Origin of the sequence: Streptomyces sp. NBC_00859 (assembly GCF_045161865.1) — a bacterium.
GTDB lineage: Bacteria > Actinomycetota > Actinomycetes > Streptomycetales > Streptomycetaceae > Streptomyces.
The window spans coordinates 5,662,895-5,684,345 of record NZ_CP108826.1; the positions used below are offsets into that span (position 1 = coordinate 5,662,895).

The following is a 21,451-nucleotide window of genomic DNA, read 5'->3' on the forward strand; positions in this document are numbered from 1 at the left end:
CAATAAGGAAGCCGGTGCACCTCTTCATCGGCTGCGAGGGTGGCATGAGGGCCGACCGGGTGCTTGAAGTGCGCCAAGCGAGTGGAGGAACTCCCCCTGGCGGCGCGCGCCCGGCGGAACCGGTAAGGAGTCAGGTCGTTGTGCCCGGCTGCCCGCCAGGTGTCCGGCAGCCATGAGTGACGCCTCGCGCGCCCGGCTCCTTGCTGCCGTAGCAGCCCCGGGACCGGCATGGCCCCCACCGACGTCCCAGGAGGCAGCCCATGACCTACCGCCGGCTCACGTGGCGAGTGGCGGCTGCGGTCGGCGGTGTCCTGTGGCTGCTCGGCGTAACGGCCCCCGCCGCGCAGGCTCACCCGCTCGGTAACTTCTCCGTCAACCACTACACCGGATTCACCCTGCACCCGGACCACCTCGACGTCCTGGCCGTCACCGACACCGCGGAGATCCCCACCCTCCAGGCGGCGCCGCGCGTCGACAGCAACGGCGACGGCACCCCGAGCCCCGCCGAGCGCGCCGCGTGGGCGTCGGCGCGCTGTGCCGAGGCAGCCGTAGGGCTCCAGGTCACCACCCCGCGCCGCCTGCACTGGAAGGTCGCTTCCGCCACCTTCGAGTACCGGCCCGGACAGGCCCGCCTGCGTACGAGTCGCCTCGAATGCCGCCTCAAGGCGCCGCTGGACCTCACCGGCAACCCAGTGAGCCTGCGGGTCCAGACCGGCGCGGACCGGACCAGGGTCGGCTGGAACGAGATCACGGCAAAGGGCCAGGGAGTGCAGCTCAAGCACTCCTCCGTCGCCCAGTCGTCCTCCTCCGACGAACTCCGCAACTACCCCCGCGACCTGCTCCAGACACCGCGCGGAGACTTCCACGCACAGATCACAGCCGTCGCGGGCAGCGGGCCGTCACTCACCGCTGGGGCTGGATCAGGAGCCGCACAGGACCGCGGGCTCACCGGGCGCGTCGAGGCGCTGTCGCGGCACCTGACATCACTCGCCGGAGCCGAGCACCTGACCGTACCGGTCGGGCTGCTGGCAGTCCTGCTCTCCGTGATCCTGGGTGCCGGACACGCGATGCTGCCCGGCCACGGCAAGACCGTCATGGCCGCCTATCTGGCCGGGCGCCGGGGCAGCACCCGCGACGCCATCACCGTCGGCGCCACCGTCACCATCACCCACACCGCCGGAGTCCTGGTGATCGGCCTCTGCCTGACCACGTTCTCCTCGCTCGCAGGCGACACCGTACTGGGCTGGCTCGGCGTCATCAGCGGTGCACTCGTGGCCCTCGTCGGGGCGGGACTGCTGGCCGACGCCGTACGGCGCGCACGGCCAACCGTGCCGTCCGGTCCCATGGTTGATGCCCCGTCACCCGCCGGGCCGGGACCCGTACTGGTCGGCGTGCACGGTCAGGCGGAAGCGGCCCTCACCGCCGGCCTCCCGCACGCCCACGGCCATCACCACACCGATCACCACCACGGCCCCGCACCCGAGCCGGACCACACCCACGTGCACGAACCGCATCCCGCACCCGCCCACTCCCACCCGCATCGCGGCAACGCGCACAGCGACAGACACAGCCACGATCATGCGGCGCCGCACCGCCACGGTCTGCTCGGGCGGCCGCACACCCACGCGCCCGTCAACGCCGACGCCCAGCCCTTCAGCCTCCGCGGGCTGATCGGCCTCGGAATCGCCGGCGGCCTGGTCCCCAGCCCCTCCGCGCTGGTCGTACTCCTGGGCGCCGTCGCCCTGGGCCGCACCGCATTCGGCGCCACCCTCGTATTGGCGTACGGGCTCGGCATGGCAGCCACACTCACCGCGGTCGGCCTGCTGCTCGTCAAGCTCGGCAGCAGAGCGGGCGGCCTTGCCGACCGCCCGCTGTTCGCACTCGTCCGACGGCTGGCTCCGCACATGGCGATCCTGACCGCCCTCCTCGTCCTCATCGTCGGACTCGGCCTGATGGTCCGCAGCCTGCCCCCCGTCCTGTGACATCTGGAGCCCCCGTGGAAACTCCCCGCCGCGCGCGCCTCGCCGCGCTGCTCGCCGCGCTGGTCCTGACCGGCTGCTCGTCCACGCACGGCGGTTCGCTGGACGCCCAGTCCGGCACACCGTCCCCCACCTGTCTGGTGCACCAGACGAAAGTACCCGCGAGCCGCTACACCGCGGGCTCCCGCTCCGACCCGCGCTCCGTCCTTGAGCTGATGCACTACTTCACGGCCAACGGCACCAAGACCTACTGCGACGGCAAACCGCCCACCCGCACCGACCGGCACTGGATGGACCTCTACGGCAAACTCGGCGGCGCACCCGGCCACCTGGCCGCGAAGGGTCACCGAGCACGCTGAGGTCCGTGCCCCGTGCGTTGGCACAGAGCCGCTCAAGCACGGCCAGGCCCCGGGGGCCTGCGCCGACGATGCAAACGACGTGCTGTCCGGCGATCATGTGCTCTGTCCATCCTGGGTTTCGGTTCGGGTGGCGGGTGCACCGTCACCAAGGCGAATCCGGACGGGACCAGCAGCTGCACGACGCCGTAAAGGCGCCTGCCCGGGTTCCTGCCGGGAGCAGGCGCGTTCGTCGTTCTGCTGTGCGGCGGCCGGGGCCGCGGCTGTCCGGCCGGGTGGTGCTACCGCTCGCGGGCGTCCCGGATCGCGGTCGCCAGTCCGGTGACGAGGTTCGCCCGCTCCGCCATGGAGCCGACGACCAGATACTCGTGGTCGGCATGGGCGCCACCACCGACGGCCCCCAGGCCGTCGAGTGTCGGCACCCCCAACGCGGCCGTGAAATTACCGTCGCTGCCGCCACCGACCGCTTTGCCCTCGATGCCGGGCAGCAGCCTCCGCGCCATCTCGAACAACCCGGCCGCCGCCGTCTCCGGCATCGGGGGCCGGCCGACGGCGCCCGTCACCACGATCTCGGCCTCGTCCAGATACGGAACCAGCGCCGCGAACGCCGACTCGATCCGTTCCTTCTCCGCGGCCGACTCGACGCGTACGTCGACGATCACCGTGGCCTGAGCCGGGACCACATTGTCCAGCGTGCCCGCCGATGCCACCGTCGGTGTCACGGTCGTCCCGATGTCCGGCCGGCTCAGCGCCGCGATGTCGAGGACCTGACGCGCCGACTCGATCAACGCGTTGACCCCGGCCGCCGGTTCGAGTCCTGCGTGCGAGGCCCGGCCCGTGATGGACACCTGGAAGGTGCCGCAGCCCTTGCGGCCCGTCTTCAGGCCCCCGCCGTCGGCCGCGCCCTCGAACACGAGCACAGCACCACAGGCACGGGCCCGCTCCTCGATCAGGGTCCGGGAGGAAGCCGAACCGACCTCCTCGTCGCACGTCACCAGGATTTCCACACCGGACCGATCGTCCAGCGCCGCCAGACCGTGAACGGCCTGGACCAGACCGCCGAGCATGTCGAAGACACCGGGCCCCGTCGCGTGGCCGTCCGCCACCCGGAACGGGCGCCGCTCCAGGGTGCCGAGCGGGAAGACCGTGTCGTGGTGGCCGAGGACCAGCACGCGTGGTTCACCGCCACCGGACCAGTGCACGTGCGGCCCGGCCTCGCCGGTCACCAGGGCGGCCTTCCCGCCCAGCCGGTCCTCGATGAACGCGGCCACGGTCTTCGCGGACGCGTTCAGCGCTTCGAGATCACGCGAGGGGGACTCGACCTCGACGAGGATCCGCAGGTCCTCGAGCATCGCCTCAACACTGACCTCGGTGCGCTTGTCCATCGTCATCTCCCAAGGTTAGAGCGGCCTGTCCCGGTCACGGACGCCAGGACCGGCACCCCTCACGGTGAGGCCGCCCTCCGAGTGGCACCGCCGGCACCGGCAGAGGCTGGAAGACCGTGCCGCAACTCTGTTCAAGTTTCATACCTGCTGGTAATTTTCGTCGCTGTTACCGCTAGGTAACACGCGTCTGTCATCCCTGTGATCCATGAGTCGAATCCGAGGGAACCCATGCACCGAATCGCCATCGGGAAGCTGGCAACTGCCGCCGTCGTCAGCGTCCTGACCGCTACGGCCGTCCCAGCGGCCACGGCTGTGGCCGCCCCTTCCGCCTCGTCGGCAGTCGCGGCGGAAGACTCCTTCTACACCTACGACGGCAGCAAGCCCTTGTCCTCGTACGCGCCGGGCGCCGTGCTCAAGACGCGGACGCTGCAGTACCACGTCCTGGGCATTCCTACGCCGGTCAAAGCGATCCAGCTGCTGTTCCGCACCGTCGATGCCCAGGGCCGCCCGTCCGCCGGGGTGACTTCGATCGTGCGCAGCCCCAACGGCGATGGCGGCAAAGCCGTTTCGTACCAGTCGTTCTACGATTCCCTCAATCCCGCGGACTCGCCGTCCCGGGCGATCGCGGGTGACGTCTCGCTCGGCGGCCTGATCGCGAACGGCGAGTCCCTCCTCCTGGCGCCGCTGCTGCTGGCGGGCTACAACGTCGTCGTCCCGGACAGCGAGGGGCAGACCGCCGACTTCGCGGCCGGCCCGGAGTACGGAACGAACACGCTGGACTCGATCCGGGCCGCGAGCCAGTCCCCGGAGACCGGTCTGAACTCCGCGACCCGGGTCGGTCTGGCCGGCTACTCGGGCGGAGCCATCGCCACGCACTGGGCGGCAGCCCTCGCACCGAGCTACGCACCGGACGTCGACAAGAGACTGGTGGGCTTCACCGAAGGGGGGCTGCTCGTCGACCCTGCGCACAACCTCAAGTACATCGGCGGCAGTTCCACCTGGGCGGGCGTCGCGCCGATGGCCGTCATCGGGGCCGCGCGCTCCTACGACATCGACTTCAAGCCCTATCTGAACGACTACGGCACGCAGGTGTTCAAGAAGCTGGAGCACGCGTCGATCATCAACGCCCTGGGCCAGTACCCGGGACTGACGTGGAAGAAGATGGTGAAGCCGCAGTACGCGGACCCGAATTCGGTACCTCCCTTCGTCGAGGCGGTGAACAAGCTCAACCTCGGCTCGGCCCCCACCCCGGACGCGCCGGGGTTCATCGTGCAGGGCAGCGGGGGCGTCCTGGAGGGCACCCTCAGCAACCTCCCGGGCATCGGCAGGGGCGACGGGGTCATGGTCGCGGGAGACGTGCGCGCGCTGGCCCGGCAGTACTGCGACAAGGGCAGCACATCGATCAAGTACCAGCAGTACGACCTGCTCAGCCATGTCGGTGCCGCCGTGCCGTGGGCGCCCGCCGCTCTCGGCTGGCTCAATGACAGGTTCGCGGGCAAGACACCCCCGTCGGACTGCGGCCGTATCCCCGCGGGCAACTCACTCGCGCCGGAGGTGCCGACGACGGGGAACTGACGACCTGCGCGCCCCGATGGGGAGGCCCCCGGGGCGCGCAGACGAAATCCCGGCCCGCAGCGAAGCCCGGCCGGACGGACCGGCCGGACGGTACGAGCCCGTCATGTGCCCCGCACCCGGCCAGGGCGGGCCGTCGCCGGTCCGCCCTGGCCGGGTGCCGGGCAACCCGGGCCGATGACCGGGGGCGGATCATCCCGGTGCGGGCCGCTCCGCGAGGCCACGTGTCCGGGCGTAGTGGACGGCGGCGGCCCTGTCCCGGCCTCCGGTCTTGGCGAAGATGCGGTTGATGTGCGTCTGCACGGTGGCTTCTGTGACCAGCAAGGTGCGTGCGATCTCCTGGTTGGTCTGCCCCTGCACGATCAGCCGCAGCACGTGATTCTCGCGCGCGGTCAGGCCGTCGGGACCCCGTGGCACCAGCGGGACCTGGGGCGGTGGCGCGGACGCTGTCTTCACGCACGACCTGCCTGCCCATCGCGGCGAGTAGGTCACCGCGCAGGTGCTCGACGGGGACCGGTCGATCGCCTTCGAACAGGTGGAGAACAAGATGCACAGTGCCATGGCGGTCCTGGAGTGGGTCCGTTCCGAACGGCGGTGAGGTCGGCGCCGTCCCTTCGGCAGAGGACGCGGACAAGGCGGGGGAGTGCTTCCCAGGTGCGGAGGCACTGACGCTCCACGGCCCTCGTGAGGGCCCGTGGACGAGGCCACTTCCCGGGCCCGCAGCAACCCTCTCGCGGACAGAGGGTGACCGGATGGAAGCAGGGCGTCGGTCTCGTTCCGATCCGCGGACGGCTTCGGGGCCCCGCGACTGTGAGCCCGCCCATAGGACCTATGTCATGTACGAAGCACGGCAGTAGGGGCTGTGGAAAGCGCGTCGATCGCGCAGCGGGCTCGTTCCCGCCACTCCGGGCCCACGCTACGTACACGGGTAGTAAGGGGCCTCGTTGCCTCTGCCTTCCAGCGGGGCTAACCATGGCTCGAGTCCCGGGGAGCCGAGTGCCGGACCGGGCGGGCGCCGCCCGCTCCCGCTGCTCCGGCCCACGACGCGTAGCTCCGCTCCGCTGTCGCCGGACCCCGCGACTTCCCAAGACACCCCGAAGGAAGAGGTACGTCCGTATGCCCGCCAGTACCCATGGCGCCACCGGCCGAACCGCCAGCATCCGTAAGGCCTCCGTCACCGGTATCGCCGTCCTCGGCGCCGCCGCTGCGGCTCTGAGCGTCGCGCCGTCCGCCCACGCCGCGGAACCGGCGTCGCACAGCGCCTCGTCCTCACACGTACCGGCAGCCGCCGTCTCCGCGCAGGCCCACGCCGCCACCGAGAAGGCGGGCAAGGCGCCGTCCTACCCCGACAACCTGGACGGCTGGATCCGGCATTCGCTGGCCATCATGAAGGCCAAGGGCATCCCCGGCAGCTACGACGGACTGCACCGCAACATCATCCGTGAGTCCGGCGGCAACCCGCAGGCCAGCAACAACTGGGACATCAACGCCCAGAACGGCACGCCGTCCAAGGGTCTGCTCCAGGTCATCCAGCCGGTCTTCGAGCAGTACCACGTGGCCGGCACCTCGCACGACCTGACCGACCCGGTCGCCAACATCACCGCGGCCGCGGACTACGCCGCCCACAAGTACGGCTCCATCGACAACGTCGACTCCGCCTACTGAGCGCCCGCGCACAGCTGACAGAGCACACACACGACAGCGAGCCGAAGGACTGATGACTGATGTCGTACGAGAGCGGCAACACGACACCCGGGCCCGTCGGCCCCGAGCCGGACGGCGGGGGTGTGCCCGAAAGGCGGCCCCCGCGCCGCAGAGCGCTGCGGATAACCGCCTGGGCCGCCCTCGGCGTACTGGCGGTGGGAGGAGCGGGTGCGGCTTATCTCTGGTCGCACCTCAACGGCAACGTCAAGGGTGTCGACATCAACTCCGCCCTCGGACACGACCGGCCCAGTGACGCGCACAACGGCGCGATGAACATTCTCCTCCTCGGGTCCGACTCGCGGGCGGGGACGCACGGCGAGTACGGAACGGGCGTCAGCGGAGCCCGGTCCGACACGACGATGGTTCTGCACGTCGACAAGTCCCACCGCAAGGCGAGCGTCGTCAGCATCCCGCGGGACACGATGGTGGACCGTCCCTCGTGCCCGAAGCCGCACGGCGGCACCGTACCGGGCGCGCATCAGGCGATGTTCAACGAGTCCTACGCGGTGGGTGGTCCGGGCTGCACCGTGAAGACGGTCGAGAAGATGTCCGGTGTCCGCATGGACCACTACCTCGAAGTCGACTTCAACGGTTTCAAGAAGCTGATCGACCAGCTGGGCGGTGTCGACATCACCACCCGTCAGGCGGTGAGTGACAACGACAGCCACCTCAGCCTGCCCGCGGGCAAGCACACTCTCAAGGGCGAGCAGGCACTCAGCCTGGTGCGGACCCGCCACGGTGTGGGTGACGGCAGTGACCTCGGCCGCATCCAGCTCCAGCAGGCGTTCATCAAGGCGCTGACCCAACGGGTCGACAACGTCGGCATGTTCAGTAATCCGGCCAAGCTCTACGGCCTCGCCAACACCGCGACCCGGACCGTCAGCGCGGACTCCGGGCTGGCTTCGGCGGGCAAGCTGCTGGGCCTGGCCAAGGACCTCAAGGGCCTCAACCCCAAGAACATGGACATGGTCACCATGCCGGTCACCTACGACCGTCAGGCTCCGGACCGGGTGCTGCCACTCACCAAGGATTCCCAGCAGGTGTGGCAGGCACTTCGGAACGACCGGCCGATACCGAAGTCCGCGGTGCAGAACTCGGTGGGCGACAAGGGCAGGACGCCGGTCACCGCGAGCTCTTGAACGGTGCCGCCCGCGGGAGCCGGAGCCTGTGGCTCCTCTCCGCGAGGTGGCACCGCTCCCGCTCACCCGGACGGGCGGAGCTGCTCGCGCACCCACGCAGCATCGGGGTTCACGTGCGGCCGGCCCGCCACGAGGACAGTCGGCACGGTCTCATTGCCGTCGTTGGCCGACCTCACCACCGCTGCTGCCACGGGGTCACGCCATATGTCGACCCAGTGTGCCCGGCGTGCGTCACGGCCCAGCCGCATGCGCAGTCGCAGGCAGTACGTACAGCCCGACCGCCAGAAGACGACTGGCATGCCGTCGGCCGCGCTGCGGCGTCGCGCCTCCTCCGTGCTGATGGACCTCGGGAAGACCAGAGGCGAGTTCACCGCTCCGGCCAGCACGAACGCCAGCAGGAGCGCTGCCGCCGCGACAGGAATCCCTCTGCGGAACAGACCATTCGCAGCGACCGAGCCGCAGAGCACGATCAGTATCGGCGGGAACCAGGTGCGCGTCATGATGAAGCAGGCTACCGACGAGCCGTCGTACTCCCGAACCCGCCTGCTGATCCGGGCGTTCGCCGGACGCGGGAACGGCCCCTTCATCCGGGCCGCTTCGTCGCCCCGCGGGTCACGCAGCCGCCCGGTGCCATGCAGTGCCCGGTCGCTACTGAAGTCCCGCGTTGTGCTCCGAAGCCCGGGACACCTCCGCGTCGGTGAGCGTCGCGGGGGCAATCGCGTGAGTCATGCACCAGTGCTTGCCGACCGGGCAGCGGGCGTACCTGCGTGTCGGTCCCAGACGTACGGATCGCAGACCGACCAGGGGGACCCATTTCGCGGTGAAGAGGTGGCCGTCGGAGCAGCGGACGAGGGTGTCGGAGGACATGGAGGCTGTCCCTGCCTTTCCTGGCGGTCGGCCTTCCGGGCGGGCACAGGGCCAGAGGGCCCCGTGTCCCCCAGTGTGCGCCCGGCGCAAGGCAGTCGCTGCGGAAGAGGCTCAAGGAAATCGGACGCCCGGAGCCTGTGACGGACCGGTCTGAGCCGTAGGGTCTCGGGCATGCTGCATGCAGGCAGCCCTCCGGAACCCAGTGCCCTTCTGATCAACGGGACCGTCGGGGTCGGCAAGACATCGGTGGCCGAAGCCGTGGGCGGACTTCTCAGCGATGCCAGGATGCGCGTGCGGCTCGGAACGCCGGGACGTACGACTGCCCGGACGCGCCGCGCATCCGGCGCCCCGGATGTGTTCGAACCATCCGACGAGCCGGCGGCCCGCGCTTCCAGATCACCGGCGCAGGGCAGCCGTCATGTCTTCCTGATGTCCTTGAGATGGGCGAACGCGACCACGTTGGCGCCGTACCCGGTCTTCTTGTTGAAGGTGCCGCCGCAGGTCAGCAGCCTGAGCTCGGGGCGGCCCGTGTTCCCGTAGACCTTGGAGTTCGGGAAGTCCTTCCTCTTGTACGTCTTCACCGAGTCGACGCTGAAGACCGCCGTCCGGTGGTCGGCTCGCGAGATGTTGACGAGATCGCCGGAGTGCAGGGCGTTGAGGTTCAAGAAGATGGCGGGTCCGGTACGGGTGTCCCGGTGCCCGACGATGACCGCTGTTCCCGCCGCGCCGGGGACCGAGCCCCCTCGGTACCAGCCGACTTCGTGGGGTCTGCTCATCGGGGGCGTGTTCAGCCGGCCCTGCCGGTCGAGTCTCAGGCCGATGACCGGAGCTTCGATCACCAGCGAGGGAATGGCCAGCTTCACCGGCGCTGCCGGCGGGCCCGGCGCACGCGCCGCGGCAGCAGGCCGCCCGGGGCGTGGTGTGCGTGCTGCGCGGGTGACCCGTGCGGCAGGGGGTCCAGGGTGCGGCGCGCTCGCCGCGCGGGTGACCGGCGCAGCGGGCGGCCCGGGGTGCGGCGCGCTCGCTGCGCTGGTGACCGGCGGTTCGTCGGGTGAGTCGCCGCACGCCCAGACGATGCCGGTCACCAGGGAGAACGTCACGCTTGCCGTGATGGAGAGACGGCAGGCGCGACTCGGTCCCCGTCGGCGGCGGTAGGGCGGATTACGCCGCACCATGGGCGCGACGGCGAGCGCGGCGGACGAAGATCAGACCTGCTGCTCCGAGCGCACCCGTGACGAGCAGCGGACCGACGGGCGAGCCGGTGTCTGCTGCGGCGTTCTGGACGTCGGGGACCCCGCCGCCTCCGGCGTGGACCGCGCCGAGCGGAGTCCGGTGGTGGCTGACCGTGTGGCTGCTGCCGGGGTGTCCTTGCTGGGGGCACTCGACCTTGAAGCTCTTGGACTTGGCCCCGGGTGCGGTCCAGGTGAGCTGGTACTGGCCGTTGGGGAGCGCGAGGTTCGTGGTGGCCCCGGTGCCGTTCAGCACCGGCAGGCTGCTCACCAGGGACGGCAGGTTCGGATTCGGCGGGGCCGGCTTGATCGTCCAGGGGATCGTCGCCAGGTCCGGCCCGAAGTTGGAGGCCGCAAGGTTGAACTTGCAGACCGTGGTCGCGTCGCGGGTGTCGGTCGCGCTGGTTCCCGGCTTGTGGATGCGTACGTCTCCGCTGTCGCCGGGGGCGGCAGTGGCGGACGAGGCTCCCACCAGAGAGACACCCGTCAGCGCCAGGGCGCCGAGAGCGGCCATGCCCGTGCGGACGGCAGAGGGGCGGGAGGAGGGGCTGGTGGTGGTCATGCGGGGCTCCTTCAAGCCGAGACGATTGTCATACAAATAACTGACACCTGACTAGATGTCATAGCTCGGGCCAAAAAGAAGCGATGCCACGTGAATAACGCATAAATAGCCCCCGTTCGGCGCAAAGGAGCCCGCTGCCGCGCAGTCCGCGGACCGTCAACGCCTCGTGGCGAGCCTCCGGGGGAGGCCGTCCGCAGGTACGTCCGGAGCGGCGATTACGGCTGCTCCGGGGCCCGGCGGGTCGGCCCTCCTGGCGTGGCCGTCTCTGCCGTCTCCACCCGTCAGGGGGTGGAGACGGCAGAGACGGCGCTGTCCACGCTCGCGGCTCCCAGGGGTTGCGGACTGCCCGGAGACGGCTGATGCGGCCGCCGGTGACCGTCACCGCGGCGGCCTTGGTCACGACGGCGCCGGTGTGCTGGGCGACCGGACCGGGCCGGCTGTGGACCGTAGGCTCCAGGAGGGCCGGTCCGGGCCTGTCGGCGATGTCGGTCAGGTACCGCGCGATGCTCCTGCCGCCCGCGGGGTCTGCGGTGCTGCCTCGTGCGGACGTACGCCGCGAGGCGGACCTGTATCGAGTCCGGCCCGGACGGAGGCCGCGCCGGAAGGAGGAGGTGCCTGGCGGAGGCAGGGTGCAACAGGGGCCGCTGCCGGGGTGTTTGGCCGGCCGGGCTGAAGGAATCCTTCCGCTTGATCGGCACGGCGAGCGGCCGTTGTCGGCAGGTATGGTCCTCACCCGGACCACAACAGGCAGCAGGGCAGGGGCCGGTGACATCCGCAGGGCCCGACCCCTGCCGTGCGCCTCTTGTCCCGTTTCACTCAGGGTATGCGCCACGACATGAGGAGAGCTGAACGTGAGCGACCGATCAGACTTCGAGAAAGAGATCCGTTCCGGTGTGCCGCATTCCGCCCGCGTATGGAACTACTGGATCGGTGGCAAGGACCACTACCCGGTGGACCAGAAACTCGGTGACCAGGTCATCGCCAGCTACCCGCAGATGCGGGAACTCGCCCGCGCGTCAAGGGCGTTCCAGGCCCGTGCCGTGCGGTACCTGGCTACCGAGGCCGGCATCACGCAGTTCCTCGACATCGGGACCGGGCTGCCGGTGCAGAACAGCACCCACGAGGTCGCCCAGCAGTGCGCACCGGCGGCACGTGTCGTCTACGTGGACAACGATCCCCTGGTGCTGGCGCACGCCCGCGCCCTGCTGACCAGTGCGCCGGGCGGGACGACCGATTACGTGCACGCCGATCTGCTCGACGCCGGACAGGTGCTGAAGGACGCGTCGCGGACGCTGGACCTGGCGCAGCCCGTCGCGGTGATGCTGCTTTCCACCCTGGGGCACGTGGCGCCCGACGACGGGATCGAACTCGTCCGCCGGTACATGGCCGGTACGGCCGCAGGCAGCTACCTGGTGTTGTGCGACACGGTCGCCACACCCGCGACGCTGGCCGCGCAGGAGGCTTACGCCGACAGTGAGACTCAGCCCTACCTGGTGCGCAGGCCCGAGCAGATCCTGGCGTCGGCAGAGGGGATGGAGCTGGTCGAGCCCGGATTCGGCTCGATCACCCTGTGGCGTGCGGGCGAGGACCACGACGAGCCCGTGGACCAGTGGGGATTCGTCGCCCGCAAGCCGTAACCGGCCGGGAGGGCATCCGCTGCGCCGTTCGCAGTACCGCTCGGGCTGTCGGATCGCGGAGCGTACGCCCGTCTCCGAGGGTGGGAGGCACCGCATCCGCTCACCGTAGGGGTAGGAACATGATTCGTCGTGCCGCCATCGTTCTCACCGGTCTCGCCGTCGCGGGACTTCTCGCCACCGGGTCCGCCGCCGCCGCGCCCGCAGACGGCGGGCACCGGCTCACGGAGAAGGAAAAGGCCGGTCTCCACTTCGCGGGCGATGTTCTCGGCTCTCTTTTCGGAGGCGCGAACCAGTCCCTGGGCCGCGGTCTCTGAACCGCAGCCGGGCGCCGGCCGGAAGCCGGTGCCCGGCAACAGCCCTCGCTCCTGTGGACGGGAGACCGCCGGTGTGGCGCGTCCCGCTCGTATCCCGTTCCCGCCCTGGGCCGGACGGCAGCCGCGGTGCCGGGCAACTAGAGTGCCGGAATGCCGTCGTACAGCATTGGCCAGGCCGCAGGGCTGCTGGCTGTGAGTCCCGAGACCGTCCGCCGCTGGGCCGACGGAGGCCAGATCGCCATGGCCCGGGACGGCTCGGGGAACCGCGTCATCGACGGTGCCAGCCTCGCGGCGTTCGCCAAGGGCCGCGCCCAGGGGCTGCATCCCGTACCGGGGGAGGTGCACACCTCCGTACGGAACTCGTTCGCCGGGATCGTCACTCGGGTCACCGTGGACGATGTGGTCGCCCAGGTCGAAATCCAGTCGGGGCCGCACCGGCTCGTCTCCCTCGTCAGCAGGGAGGCCGTCGACGAGCTGGGCATCGTGGTCGGGGTGACCGCGACGGCACGCGTGAAGTCGACGAACGTGCATATCGACAGGCAGTGACGGGCCCGCGGCAGCCGCAGGGGACAGGGCGGCAGCCAGTGGGCGGGCCGGCGGCGGACAGGCCGGAGCGACGCGCCCGGCGGGGCGTGTTCCAGGCGTGCTTCAGCGGCACTTCAGCGCGGCGTGCAGATCCAGTTTGTGGTCGAGGCGGGAGAGTTCGCGGCCGGTGAGTGCCTCCACGCGCTGGATGCGGTAGTGGACCGTGTTGACGTGCAGGTGCAGGGCCTCCGCCGTGCGGGTCCAGGAGCAGTTGTGCGCCAGGAAGGCCTCCAGCGTCTCCAGGAGCACGCGGTACGAACCGTTCGAGTCGTCGGCAAGCGGGCCCAGGGTGTTGGAGCTGAAGGCCGCGCGCACGTCGGTGGGTATGCCTGCCAGCAGTGCGTCCAGTGAGGTCAGGTCGTCGACCGCGGTGACCCGGGAGGCTCCTGCCGCCGTGGTGGCGGACGCGGCCAGGGCGTAACGCGCCTGCGCGAGAGCGGAGTTGAGGCCGCCGGGCCCCTGGGTGCTGTCGCTGATGCCGGCGTGCAGCGGCGTTTCCGGGGCGCGGGCGTGCAGCAGGGCCCAGACCTCGTCGATGGCAGGCCGCCCCGAGTCCCCGTCCCGGCCGGTGTGCAGGACGGCCACCGCCGAGCCGCCGGGGCGCAGCCCGACGGCGAACGGGCCGGCCGGGGAGTGGCTCAGCGCCTCGGTGAGGGCGGCCGCCGCGCCCGCCGCCTCGGCGTTCTGCGTGCCGCAGACGCCCAGTGCCGCGACGATCACCCGGTAGTGACCGCGCGCCGGGAGACCGCAGGCGGCCAGTGCGGCGTCCAGGGCCGTAGCGTCGGACACCGGGGAGTCGACGAGGGCCAGCAGTGCGTCGGCCGCCCGCCGCTCTGCCGCCCGGTGCCGGTCCCGGGCATGGCGGTACTGGGCCATCACGTCGGCGATTTCGTGGAGTACGCGCGGCGGGGCCTCCGCCGGGTCCGGCAGATACAGGTACCACGTGTCGTAGGGGCCCGACTCCGCCTCGATGCGCAGGGAGATCCGGGTGGGGTCACGCGCGGTGTCCCTGAGCAGCGTCGCGGCGCGCTCGACCGGCAGTTCGGCGGCGGACGGCGTACGGCCCAGGGTGCGGCCCCCGGCCGTCAGGAGGTAGCAGGGCAGCCGGCCGAGATGGGCGAAGGCGCGGTCCAGCAGTTCGGCCGGGCCCGCGCCGTCCGAGAGCAGGCGGGCCAGCTCGGTCCGCACATTCTCGGGCAGTGCGTAGTGGTGCGCCGGGCGGCGGCTGAGGTCCCCCCACTGGCGCAGATAGACCGCCTCGGTGATGGCCCGGAAGCTGGTCCGCGCGGGCACGGCGAGCAGGGGGACGCCGTGCTCACGGCAGGAGTCGATCAGGGCGCCGGGGATGGCGCCATGGGTCTCCTCGCCCGCGAGGAGCGCGGTCGCTCCGGCCGAGCGGAGCGCGGAGACGAAGCGGTCGGTCTTCGCCGGGCCGTCGTCCGGGCTCCACCAGACCAGCCCGCTCAGCACGATCTCGCCCTGCTGGAGAAAGCGCGCGGGGTCCTCCAGGTCGGTGGCGGTGACCCCGCTGATCTCCCGGGCGAGGAGCGGGCGCTCCCCCCAGAGGAGGGTCAGGTCGAGTGATTCGAGCTGGAGAAGGTGGTCCACGTGCATGGTCTGGCTCCTAGTACGGCGCCGGACCCCTGAGGATCCGGCATCTCACATTCACGAGGCGAGTGCGAGTGAAGACATCGTAAATGCCAGGGCGCTGCGCCGGAATGTCTCTTGGTTGATCAACCAAGCATCGGGCCGGGGGAGCGGCGGTTTTCCGTGGCTGGAACCAGTCGTGCCGGAGCTCGGCGCGTTGCTTCACTGGCGGTGCACGTGACAGCGGGGCGAGCGCCGGCCGCAGCGGCGGCCCGCAGCCGGAGCCCGGCGGCGGGTGCGGCTGCCGGAGAGAAGGAAGGGGAGCGGAATGGACCTCAACACGGTGGCCGATGTGTGCGACGCACGTACCCGGCCGGCCTGGCGGCCGGGCGACTACTGGCTGGGTGGCGGCACCTACCTCTTCTCCGAGCCCCAGCCTCTGCTGCGGCGCCTGGTCGATCTCAGCCGGATGGGCTGGGAACCGTTGCAGGTGCTGCCGAACGGTGATCTGGAGATCGCTGCGACCTGCACGATCGCGCAGCTCTCCCGTTTCGGGAAGACCTGGCCCGCCACCGCGGCGCCGCTCGTCGAACAGTGCTGCCGGGCGTTCCTCGCCTCGTTCAAGATCTGGAACATGGCGACCCTCGGGGGGAACCTCTGCAACGGGCTGCCCGCCGGTCCGATGATCTCGCTCACCGCCGCACTCGACGGCGTGTGTCTGCTCCGGGCACAGGACGGGTCGCTGCGCCGGCTGCCGGTCACGGAGTTCGTCATCGGTGCCGGGCGCAAGAACCTGGGGCAGGGGGAGCTGCTGCGCTCGGTCACCCTGCCCGCCCGTGCGCTCACCTGCCGTACGGCGTACCGGCAGGCCTCCCTCTACGGACTCGGCCGCTCCGGCGCCCTGATCGTCGGAACCCTTGACCCGCTGGACGGATCGCTGGCGATCACGGTCACGGCGGCGACCGTACGGCCCTTCCGGTTCTGGTTCCCGCTGCCGCCCACGGCGGCGGAACTGCGCGCTGAGATCCTGCGCGCCGTCGGGGACGACGAATGGTTCGACGACATTCACGGGCTCCCCGAGTGGCGCCGCCACATGGCGCTCCGGCTGGCCGAGGAGATCCGTTCCGAACTCACCGAGGGCGGTGTGCGATGACATTCGAGATCGAAGTGAACGAGCAGCGGTTCGACGCGGACCCCCGCCCCGGACAGTGTCTGCGTACCTATCTGCGCGACCGCGGCTGGTTCGGTGTGAAGAAGGGGTGCGACGCGGGCGACTGCGGGGCCTGCACGGTGCATGTCGACGGCGAGCCCGTGCACAGCTGTCTCTACCCCGCTGTACGGGCCGAAGGCCGCTCCGTCACCACGGTGGAGGGGCTCGCCAAGGACGGCGAACTCCACCCCGTGCAGCAGAAGTTCCTCGACGCGCAGGGCTTCCAGTGCGGGTTCTGCACCGCCGGGTTCCTGATGACCACGTCGAAGCTCGACGAGGACCAGCTGACCGATCTGCCCAGGGCGCTCAAGGGAAACCTGTGCCGTTGCACGGGCTACCGGGCGATCGAGGACTCCATCCGGGGCGTCAAACACGCGGAGGCGCCCTGCGCGGGCAAGGCCGTCGGCCGCAACCTGCCCGCTCCGGCGGGGCCGCAGGTGGTCACCGGCACCGCGCGCTACACCTTCGACATCGCGGTGCCGGGGCTGCTGCACATGAAGCTGCTGCGCTCCCCGCACGCACACGCCCGGATCGTCTCCATCGACACCTCGGCCGCCCTGCGGGTGCCCGGTGTGCACCTGGTCCTGACCCACTACGACGCGCCGGAGCAGCTCTACTCCACGGGGCGTCACGAACACCCGGAGGAGGACCCGGACGACACCCGGCTGCTCGACGACACGGTGCGCTACGTCGGCCAGCGCGTCGCGGCTGTCGTCGCGGACAGCGAAGGCGCGGCCGAGGAGGGCTGCCGCCGGATCGAGGTCACGTACGACGTCCTGCCCGCCGTGTTCGACCCGGAGGAGGCGATGCTGCCCGGCGCCCCCGTAGTCCACGCCAAGGACGCGCAGCGGGCCCGGATCAGCCGCCCGCAGGACAACGTGGTCGGTGAGACGCACGGCGAGATCGGCGATGTGGAGGCCGGCTTCGCCGAGGCCGACCTGGTGTACGAGCAGGACTTCCGGACCCAGCGGGTGCAGCACGCCAGCCTGGAGACGCACGGCGCGGTCGCCTGGTTCGAGGACATGGACGAGAGCGGGCGCGGCGAGACGGGCTCCGCGGTGGGGGTCGACAGGATCAGCAGGACCGGCGGCACGGACGAGGCGGCCCGCCCCGACGGCGCCGAAGAGCAGACCGGCAGCACTGAGGCAGAGGCGTCCGGCGCGGAAGCGGAAGCAGGGGAAGGGGGCCCCGTCCGCACGGCCGGGCTGCCCGCTCCGCCCGAAGGGCAGCGGCTGCTCGTACGGACCAGCAGCCAGACCCCGTTCCTGACCCGGCGCGCGCTCTGCGTCCTCTTCGAACTGCCGTTGGAGAAGGTGCGCGTGGTCGCGGGCCGGGTAGGCGGCGGGTTCGGCGGCAAGCAGGAGATGATCGTCGAGGACATCGTCGCGCTCGCCGCGATGCGCACGGGCCGCCCGGTCAAACTGGAGTACACCCGCGCCGAGCAGTTCTACGGCGCCACCACCCGCCACCCGTTCCGCATCCGCATCAAGGCCGGGGCCAAGCGGGACGGCACCCTCACCGCCCTCCAGCTGCGGGTGGTGTCCAACACGGGGGCGTACGGGAACCACGGCCCGTCGGTGATGTTCCACGCCTGCGGCGAGTCCCTCGCGGTGTACCGCTGCCCCAACAAGAGGGCGGACGGCTACTCGGTCTACACCCACACCGTTCCGGCGGGTGCGTTCCGGGGGTACGGGCTCGGACAGGTCGTCTTCGGCATGGAGTCCGTACTCGACGAGCTGGCCAGGCAGCTGGACATGGACCCGCTGGAGCTGAAGGCGCGGAACATCATCAAGGCGGGCGATCCCATGATCACTGCCGACGGTGAGGAGGAGGACCTGCACATCGCGAGCTACGGGCTCGACCAGTGCCTCGCCGTCGTCCGCGCGGCACAGGAGCAGGAGAGGAAGAAGGAGCAGGGCAGGGAGTGGGGGCGGGACGCTCCGGGCGGATCCGTGCCCGACGGGTGGCTCGTCGGTGAGGGCTCGGCGCTCTCGATGATCGCCACAGCGCCGCCCGGCGGCCACTTCGCGGACGTGCGCGTCAAGCTGCTCGCCGACGGCACCTTCGATCTCGCCGTCGGTACGGCCGAGTTCGGCAACGGCACGACCACCGTGCACCGGCAGATCGCCGCGGGGGAGCTGGGCACCACTGTCGAGCAGATCGCCGTCCGTCAGTCGGACACGGACGTGGTGCGCCACGACACGGGCGCCTTCGGCTCGGCCGGCACCGTGGTGGCGGGCAAGGCGACCCTGCTGGCCTCGCAGGCCCTCGCGGCGTCGCTGCTGAGCTTCGCCGCCGAGCGGCTGGGCGCGGCCCCTGGCGACTGCCGGCTGGTCGAGGAGGCCGTGGAGTGCGGTGACAGCCGGCTGCTGCTCAAGGAGCTGTACGCCGAAGCCCAGTCCGTGGGGCGCGAACTGGCCGAGGACGGGCACTTCGGCGGCACGCCCCGTTCGGTGGCCTTCGACGCCCAGTGGTTCCGGATCGCCGTCGATCCGGGCAGCGGTGAGATCCGTATCCTGCGCAGCGTGCACGCGGCGGACGCGGGCAAGGTGATGAACCCGATGCAGTGCCGCGGCCAGGTCGAGGGAGGGGTGGCCCAGGCGCTGGGTGCCACGCTCTTCGAGAACGTGCGGATCGGCGACCGGGGCCAGGTCACCACGCCTGCCTTCCGTATGTACCGGCTGCCCGCCTACGCCGACGTACCGCGCACCGAGGTGCACTTCACGGAGACCGACGACGCGATCGGCCCGCTGGGTGCGAAGTCCATGAGCGAGAGCCCCTTCAACCCGGTCGCCCCGGCCCTGGCGAACGCGCTGCGGGACGCCACCGGTATCCGCTTCACCGAACTCCCGGTCACCCGTGACCGGGTATGGCTCGCCATGGACCGGCGGGCGAGGGGCCTGGATGAGTAGCGCCGACGCGCGGCAATTCCCGCTTCTGCTGCCTATTCCGGCTCTTTCCTCTCCTATCAGCGAGGCCGATAAGGCGAACCGAGCCGCACATGTGGTTCACCCGCCGATGCGCTGGGCATCATGGGCATCAGATGAAGGCAGATGCCGACCGGCCGGCCCGGAGGGGAAACCTGATGAGCGGAATCAGTTCACCGTCACGCCCTGCCCGTGCTGTTTCCGTGGCGCCCAAGCCCCTCGTGCTCACGGGCGAGTTGATACGGCCTGCCGCTCTGACGGTCGCGGATCTGCGGACCCGGTGGGGGCAGCGCCGGGCGGAAGTGGTCTTCGAATGCGCCAAGCGGGGCCCACAGCGTCACACCTTCGAAGGGCCGCTGCTGCGCGACGTGGTCGGCGACGCGCGGCCGTCCTTCGACGCCACGCGGCGCAAGGACCGCTCCCGCTTCCTGCTGGCCGTCACCGGCGGGGACGGGCACCGCACCGTGCTCTCCTGGGCGGAGATCGACGCGGATTTCGCCGACTCGCCGATCCTGCTGGCCACCGCCATGGACGGGCGCGGTCTGGATCTTTCGGGCAGCCAGCTGGTGGTGCCGTCCGACCGTTGCGGGGCGCGCTACATCAGCGCGATCACGAGTGTGTGGGTCGGCGCCTGCGCCTTTCCGCAGACCTAGCCGGAGCTGTGCCCGCAGCTGTGGCCGGAGCCGGAGCGGCGGCCCCGCGTGGGCGGAGCCGTATGTCCTCCTTGTGGTATATCGTCCTGCGCGGCGCGGGTGTGTTTCCCGTCGCCGGAGGCCGCTTCGGGTCTTCCTCCAAGGTGGGTAGCATCTGCCATATAGGTTCGCCCTATGAATTGCAAATGCTAGCCAACTGGGCATATCTTTCCGCATATGCAGTCCTACACGATCGGTCAGGCGGCGCGTCTGCTCGGCGTCAGCCCAGACACCGCTCGGCGCTGGGCGGATGCCGGCAGAGTCGCGACCCACCGCGATGAAGTCGGCCGCCGTCTCATCGACGGACGTGCTCTGGCCGCCTTCTCCATCGAGATCGGGCAGAGCGCCGCGGGGGAGGACGACGCGTCCTACACCTCGGCGCGCAACGCCTTCCCCGGCATCGTCACCGCTGTGAAACTCGGCGATGTGGCAGCCCAGGTGGAGATCCAGGCCGGCCCGCACCGACTGGTGTCCCTGCTGACCCGCGAGGCCGTCGAGGAGCTCGGCCTGGAAGTCGGAATGCAGGCAACCGCACGCGTCAAATCGACCAGCGTGCACATTGACCGCACCTGAGCCCCGTCCGGCTCGGGTGCCCCACTTGCCCAACAGCTCCCCAACCCAGCGGCGTCGCCCTTCCCCGCACTCTCGGGTCAGCCCGAGCCGGGAGGCCCCCCATCCGGCGTGGCTCATCCCCATCCGCTCGGGCAGCAGCACTGCCGCCCGTCCCCCAAGGAGTTCCACCCTCATGTCCCGTACCTTCACCCGCCGCCGCACCGCCGCCGCGATAGTGACCGCTGCCGTGCTGCTGCCACTGGCCGCCTGCGGCGGTAACGACGACAGCAAGGACGACAGCAAGAAGGACACCGGCGCCAAGTCCTCCGCGACCGGTACGCCGAAGGCCGACCTGACCGTCCTCGCGGCCTCGTCGCTGACCGACGTGTTCGCCACCGCGAAGAAGACGTACGAGAAGGAGCACCCCGGCACGAAGATCACCTACTCCTTCGCCGGCTCCCAGGAGCTGGCGACCCAGGTGAAGCAGGGCGCTCCGGCCGACGCGCTGGTCACGGCGGACACCAAGACCATGGACGGTCTGAAGTCCGACGTCGGCACGCCGAAGATCATCGCCAAGAACCGTCTGGTCATAGCCACCGGCAAGGGCAACCCGGACAAGGTCGAGAACCTGAAGGACCTCTCCGACAGCAAGCTGAAGGTCGTCCTCGCCGCTCCCGAGGTGCCCGTCGGCCGCTACAGCAAGCAGGTGCTCGACGCTCAGAAGATCAAGGTGAAGCCGGTCTCGCAGGAGGTGAACGTCCGCGCCGTCCTGTCCAAGGTCGAACTGGGCGAGGCCGACGCGGGCATCGTCTACAAGACGGACGCCGCCACGGCGCCCGGCAAGGTCCAGGCGGTCGACATTCCCGACGCCCAGAACGCCGTCGCCTCCTACCCGGCGGCGACCCTGAAGACGTCGAAGCACTCGGCCGCGGCCGCCGCGTTCGTCGCCTGGCTCTCCACCCCCGAGGCGCAGAAGATCCTCCAGGGCGCGGGCTTCCAGAAGCCGTAGTACGCACACGCCGCAGCACGGGGCTGTCCTCACCGCACAAACGGTGGACAGCCCCGTCCGCGCTCGCCTTGTATGGACCCCTGCTCCGGTGCTCCCGCCACCGGTGTCCCGGCCCCAGGTACCCCGGCATCCGATCTCAGGAACC

General features: G+C 70.6%; 20 protein-coding genes and 2 pseudogenes. 14 read left to right on the forward strand and 8 right to left on the reverse strand.

All coding sequences use genetic code 11. The features are described from left to right. Positions 1-260 precede the first annotated feature (260 nt). Positions 261-1,982, forward strand: a complete 1,722-nt coding sequence (locus tag OG584_RS24765) for a nickel/cobalt transporter (protein WP_405781015.1) — start codon at positions 261-263, stop codon at positions 1,980-1,982. Positions 1,983-1,996: 14 nt separating this feature from the next. After that, on the forward strand, positions 1,997-2,338 hold the full coding sequence (locus OG584_RS24770; RefSeq protein ID WP_405784441.1) for a hypothetical protein: 342 nt from the start codon (positions 1,997-1,999) through the stop codon (positions 2,336-2,338). Here OG584_RS24770 and OG584_RS24775 read toward each other — a convergent pair. Beyond that, positions 2,292-2,435 (reverse strand): annotated as a pseudogene (locus OG584_RS24775) (FAD/NAD(P)-binding protein); the annotation flags it as partial. The gene OG584_RS24770 and the pseudogene OG584_RS24775 overlap by 47 nt on opposite strands. Positions 2,436-2,616: 181 nt before the next feature. Beyond that, complete coding sequence (locus OG584_RS24780; protein WP_405781017.1) at positions 2,617-3,726, reverse strand: M20 family metallopeptidase; 1,110 nt, start codon at positions 3,724-3,726, stop codon at positions 2,617-2,619. Between the two features lie 222 nt (positions 3,727-3,948). On the opposite strand from OG584_RS24780, the gene OG584_RS24785 reads away from it, so the two are divergent. Further along, complete coding sequence (locus tag OG584_RS24785; RefSeq protein WP_405781019.1) at positions 3,949-5,295, forward strand: lipase family protein; 1,347 nt, start codon at positions 3,949-3,951, stop codon at positions 5,293-5,295. 189 nt (positions 5,296-5,484) lie between these two features. On the opposite strand, the gene OG584_RS24790 is transcribed toward OG584_RS24785, so the two are convergent. After that, a complete protein-coding gene (locus tag OG584_RS24790; protein ID WP_405781021.1) occupies positions 5,485-5,748 on the reverse strand; it encodes a response regulator transcription factor in 264 nt (87 codons plus the stop codon). Here OG584_RS24790 and OG584_RS24795 point away from each other — a divergent pair. The 3 genes and pseudogenes from OG584_RS24795 to OG584_RS24805 all read left to right on the forward strand — a co-directional run. After that, positions 5,735-5,890 (forward strand): annotated as a pseudogene (locus tag OG584_RS24795) (ornithine carbamoyltransferase); the annotation flags it as partial. The gene OG584_RS24790 and the pseudogene OG584_RS24795 sit on opposite strands and share 14 nt — an antisense overlap. Before the next feature lie 518 nt (positions 5,891-6,408). Continuing rightward, positions 6,409-6,957, forward strand: a complete 549-nt coding sequence (locus OG584_RS24800; protein WP_405781022.1) for a transglycosylase SLT domain-containing protein — start codon at positions 6,409-6,411, stop codon at positions 6,955-6,957. A gap of 59 nt (positions 6,958-7,016) precedes the next feature. Next, positions 7,017-8,135 (forward strand): LCP family protein, encoded by a 1,119-nt coding sequence (locus OG584_RS24805; RefSeq protein ID WP_405781024.1) that lies wholly within the window; start codon positions 7,017-7,019, stop codon positions 8,133-8,135. Between the two features lie 62 nt (positions 8,136-8,197). On the opposite strand, the gene OG584_RS24810 is transcribed toward OG584_RS24805, so the two are convergent. The 4 genes from OG584_RS24810 to OG584_RS24825 all read right to left on the reverse strand — a co-directional run bounded on the left by OG584_RS24810 (position 8,198) and on the right by OG584_RS24825 (position 10,793). After that, positions 8,198-8,635: a glutaredoxin domain-containing protein gene (locus OG584_RS24810; RefSeq protein WP_405781025.1), complete on the reverse strand. Its 438-nt coding sequence runs from the start codon at positions 8,633-8,635 to the stop codon at positions 8,198-8,200. A gap of 148 nt (positions 8,636-8,783) precedes the next feature. After that, positions 8,784-9,002 carry a hypothetical protein gene (locus tag OG584_RS24815; RefSeq protein WP_405781027.1) on the reverse strand — a complete coding sequence of 73 codons (219 nt, stop codon included), beginning with the start codon at positions 9,000-9,002 and terminating at the stop codon, positions 8,784-8,786. 416 nt (positions 9,003-9,418) lie between these two features. After that, a complete protein-coding gene (locus OG584_RS24820) occupies positions 9,419-10,114 on the reverse strand; it encodes a class F sortase (RefSeq protein WP_405784263.1) in 696 nt (231 codons plus the stop codon). Positions 10,115-10,163: 49 nt separating this feature from the next. Continuing rightward, positions 10,164-10,793 carry a hypothetical protein gene (locus tag OG584_RS24825; RefSeq protein ID WP_405781028.1) on the reverse strand — a complete coding sequence of 210 codons (630 nt, stop codon included), beginning with the start codon at positions 10,791-10,793 and terminating at the stop codon, positions 10,164-10,166. An 851-nt stretch (positions 10,794-11,644) separates the two neighbouring features. Here OG584_RS24825 and OG584_RS24830 point away from each other — a divergent pair. The 3 genes from OG584_RS24830 (at position 11,645) to OG584_RS24840 (ending at position 13,290) form a co-directional block, all read left to right on the forward strand. Beyond that, complete coding sequence (locus tag OG584_RS24830) at positions 11,645-12,430, forward strand: SAM-dependent methyltransferase (protein WP_405781029.1); 786 nt, start codon at positions 11,645-11,647, stop codon at positions 12,428-12,430. 119 nt (positions 12,431-12,549) lie between these two features. Beyond that, positions 12,550-12,744 (forward strand): hypothetical protein, encoded by a 195-nt coding sequence (locus OG584_RS24835; RefSeq protein ID WP_405781031.1) that lies wholly within the window; start codon positions 12,550-12,552, stop codon positions 12,742-12,744. 150 nt (positions 12,745-12,894) lie between these two features. Beyond that, complete coding sequence (locus OG584_RS24840; protein WP_405781032.1) at positions 12,895-13,290, forward strand: molybdopterin-binding protein; 396 nt, start codon at positions 12,895-12,897, stop codon at positions 13,288-13,290. A gap of 102 nt (positions 13,291-13,392) precedes the next feature. Here the strand turns inward: OG584_RS24840 and OG584_RS24845 are convergent, their stop codons facing one another. Next, complete coding sequence (locus OG584_RS24845; protein ID WP_405781034.1) at positions 13,393-14,943, reverse strand: PucR family transcriptional regulator; 1,551 nt, start codon at positions 14,941-14,943, stop codon at positions 13,393-13,395. Positions 14,944-15,244: 301 nt separating this feature from the next. Between OG584_RS24845 and OG584_RS24850 the strand changes: the two genes are divergently transcribed. The 5 genes from OG584_RS24850 to modA all read left to right on the forward strand — a co-directional run bounded on the left by OG584_RS24850 (position 15,245) and on the right by modA (position 21,306). Continuing rightward, a complete protein-coding gene (locus OG584_RS24850; RefSeq protein WP_405781035.1) occupies positions 15,245-16,069 on the forward strand; it encodes an FAD binding domain-containing protein in 825 nt (274 codons plus the stop codon). After that, complete coding sequence (locus OG584_RS24855) at positions 16,066-19,038, forward strand: molybdopterin-dependent oxidoreductase (RefSeq protein ID WP_405781036.1); 2,973 nt, start codon at positions 16,066-16,068, stop codon at positions 19,036-19,038. The genes OG584_RS24850 and OG584_RS24855 overlap by 4 nt, the downstream gene beginning before the upstream one ends. Before the next feature lie 173 nt (positions 19,039-19,211). Then, the gene (locus OG584_RS24860) at positions 19,212-19,706 is read left to right on the forward strand and encodes a molybdopterin-dependent oxidoreductase (RefSeq protein WP_405781038.1); all 495 of its coding nucleotides are present in this window, start codon (positions 19,212-19,214) and stop codon (positions 19,704-19,706) included. A 216-nt stretch (positions 19,707-19,922) separates the two neighbouring features. Further along, on the forward strand, positions 19,923-20,318 hold the full coding sequence (locus OG584_RS24865; RefSeq protein ID WP_405781039.1) for a molybdopterin-binding protein: 396 nt from the start codon (positions 19,923-19,925) through the stop codon (positions 20,316-20,318). A 172-nt stretch (positions 20,319-20,490) separates the two neighbouring features. Further along, positions 20,491-21,306, forward strand: coding sequence for a molybdate ABC transporter substrate-binding protein (gene modA / locus OG584_RS24870; protein ID WP_405781040.1), 816 nt, complete (start codon positions 20,491-20,493; stop codon positions 21,304-21,306). The last annotated feature ends 145 nt before the right edge of the window (positions 21,307-21,451 follow it).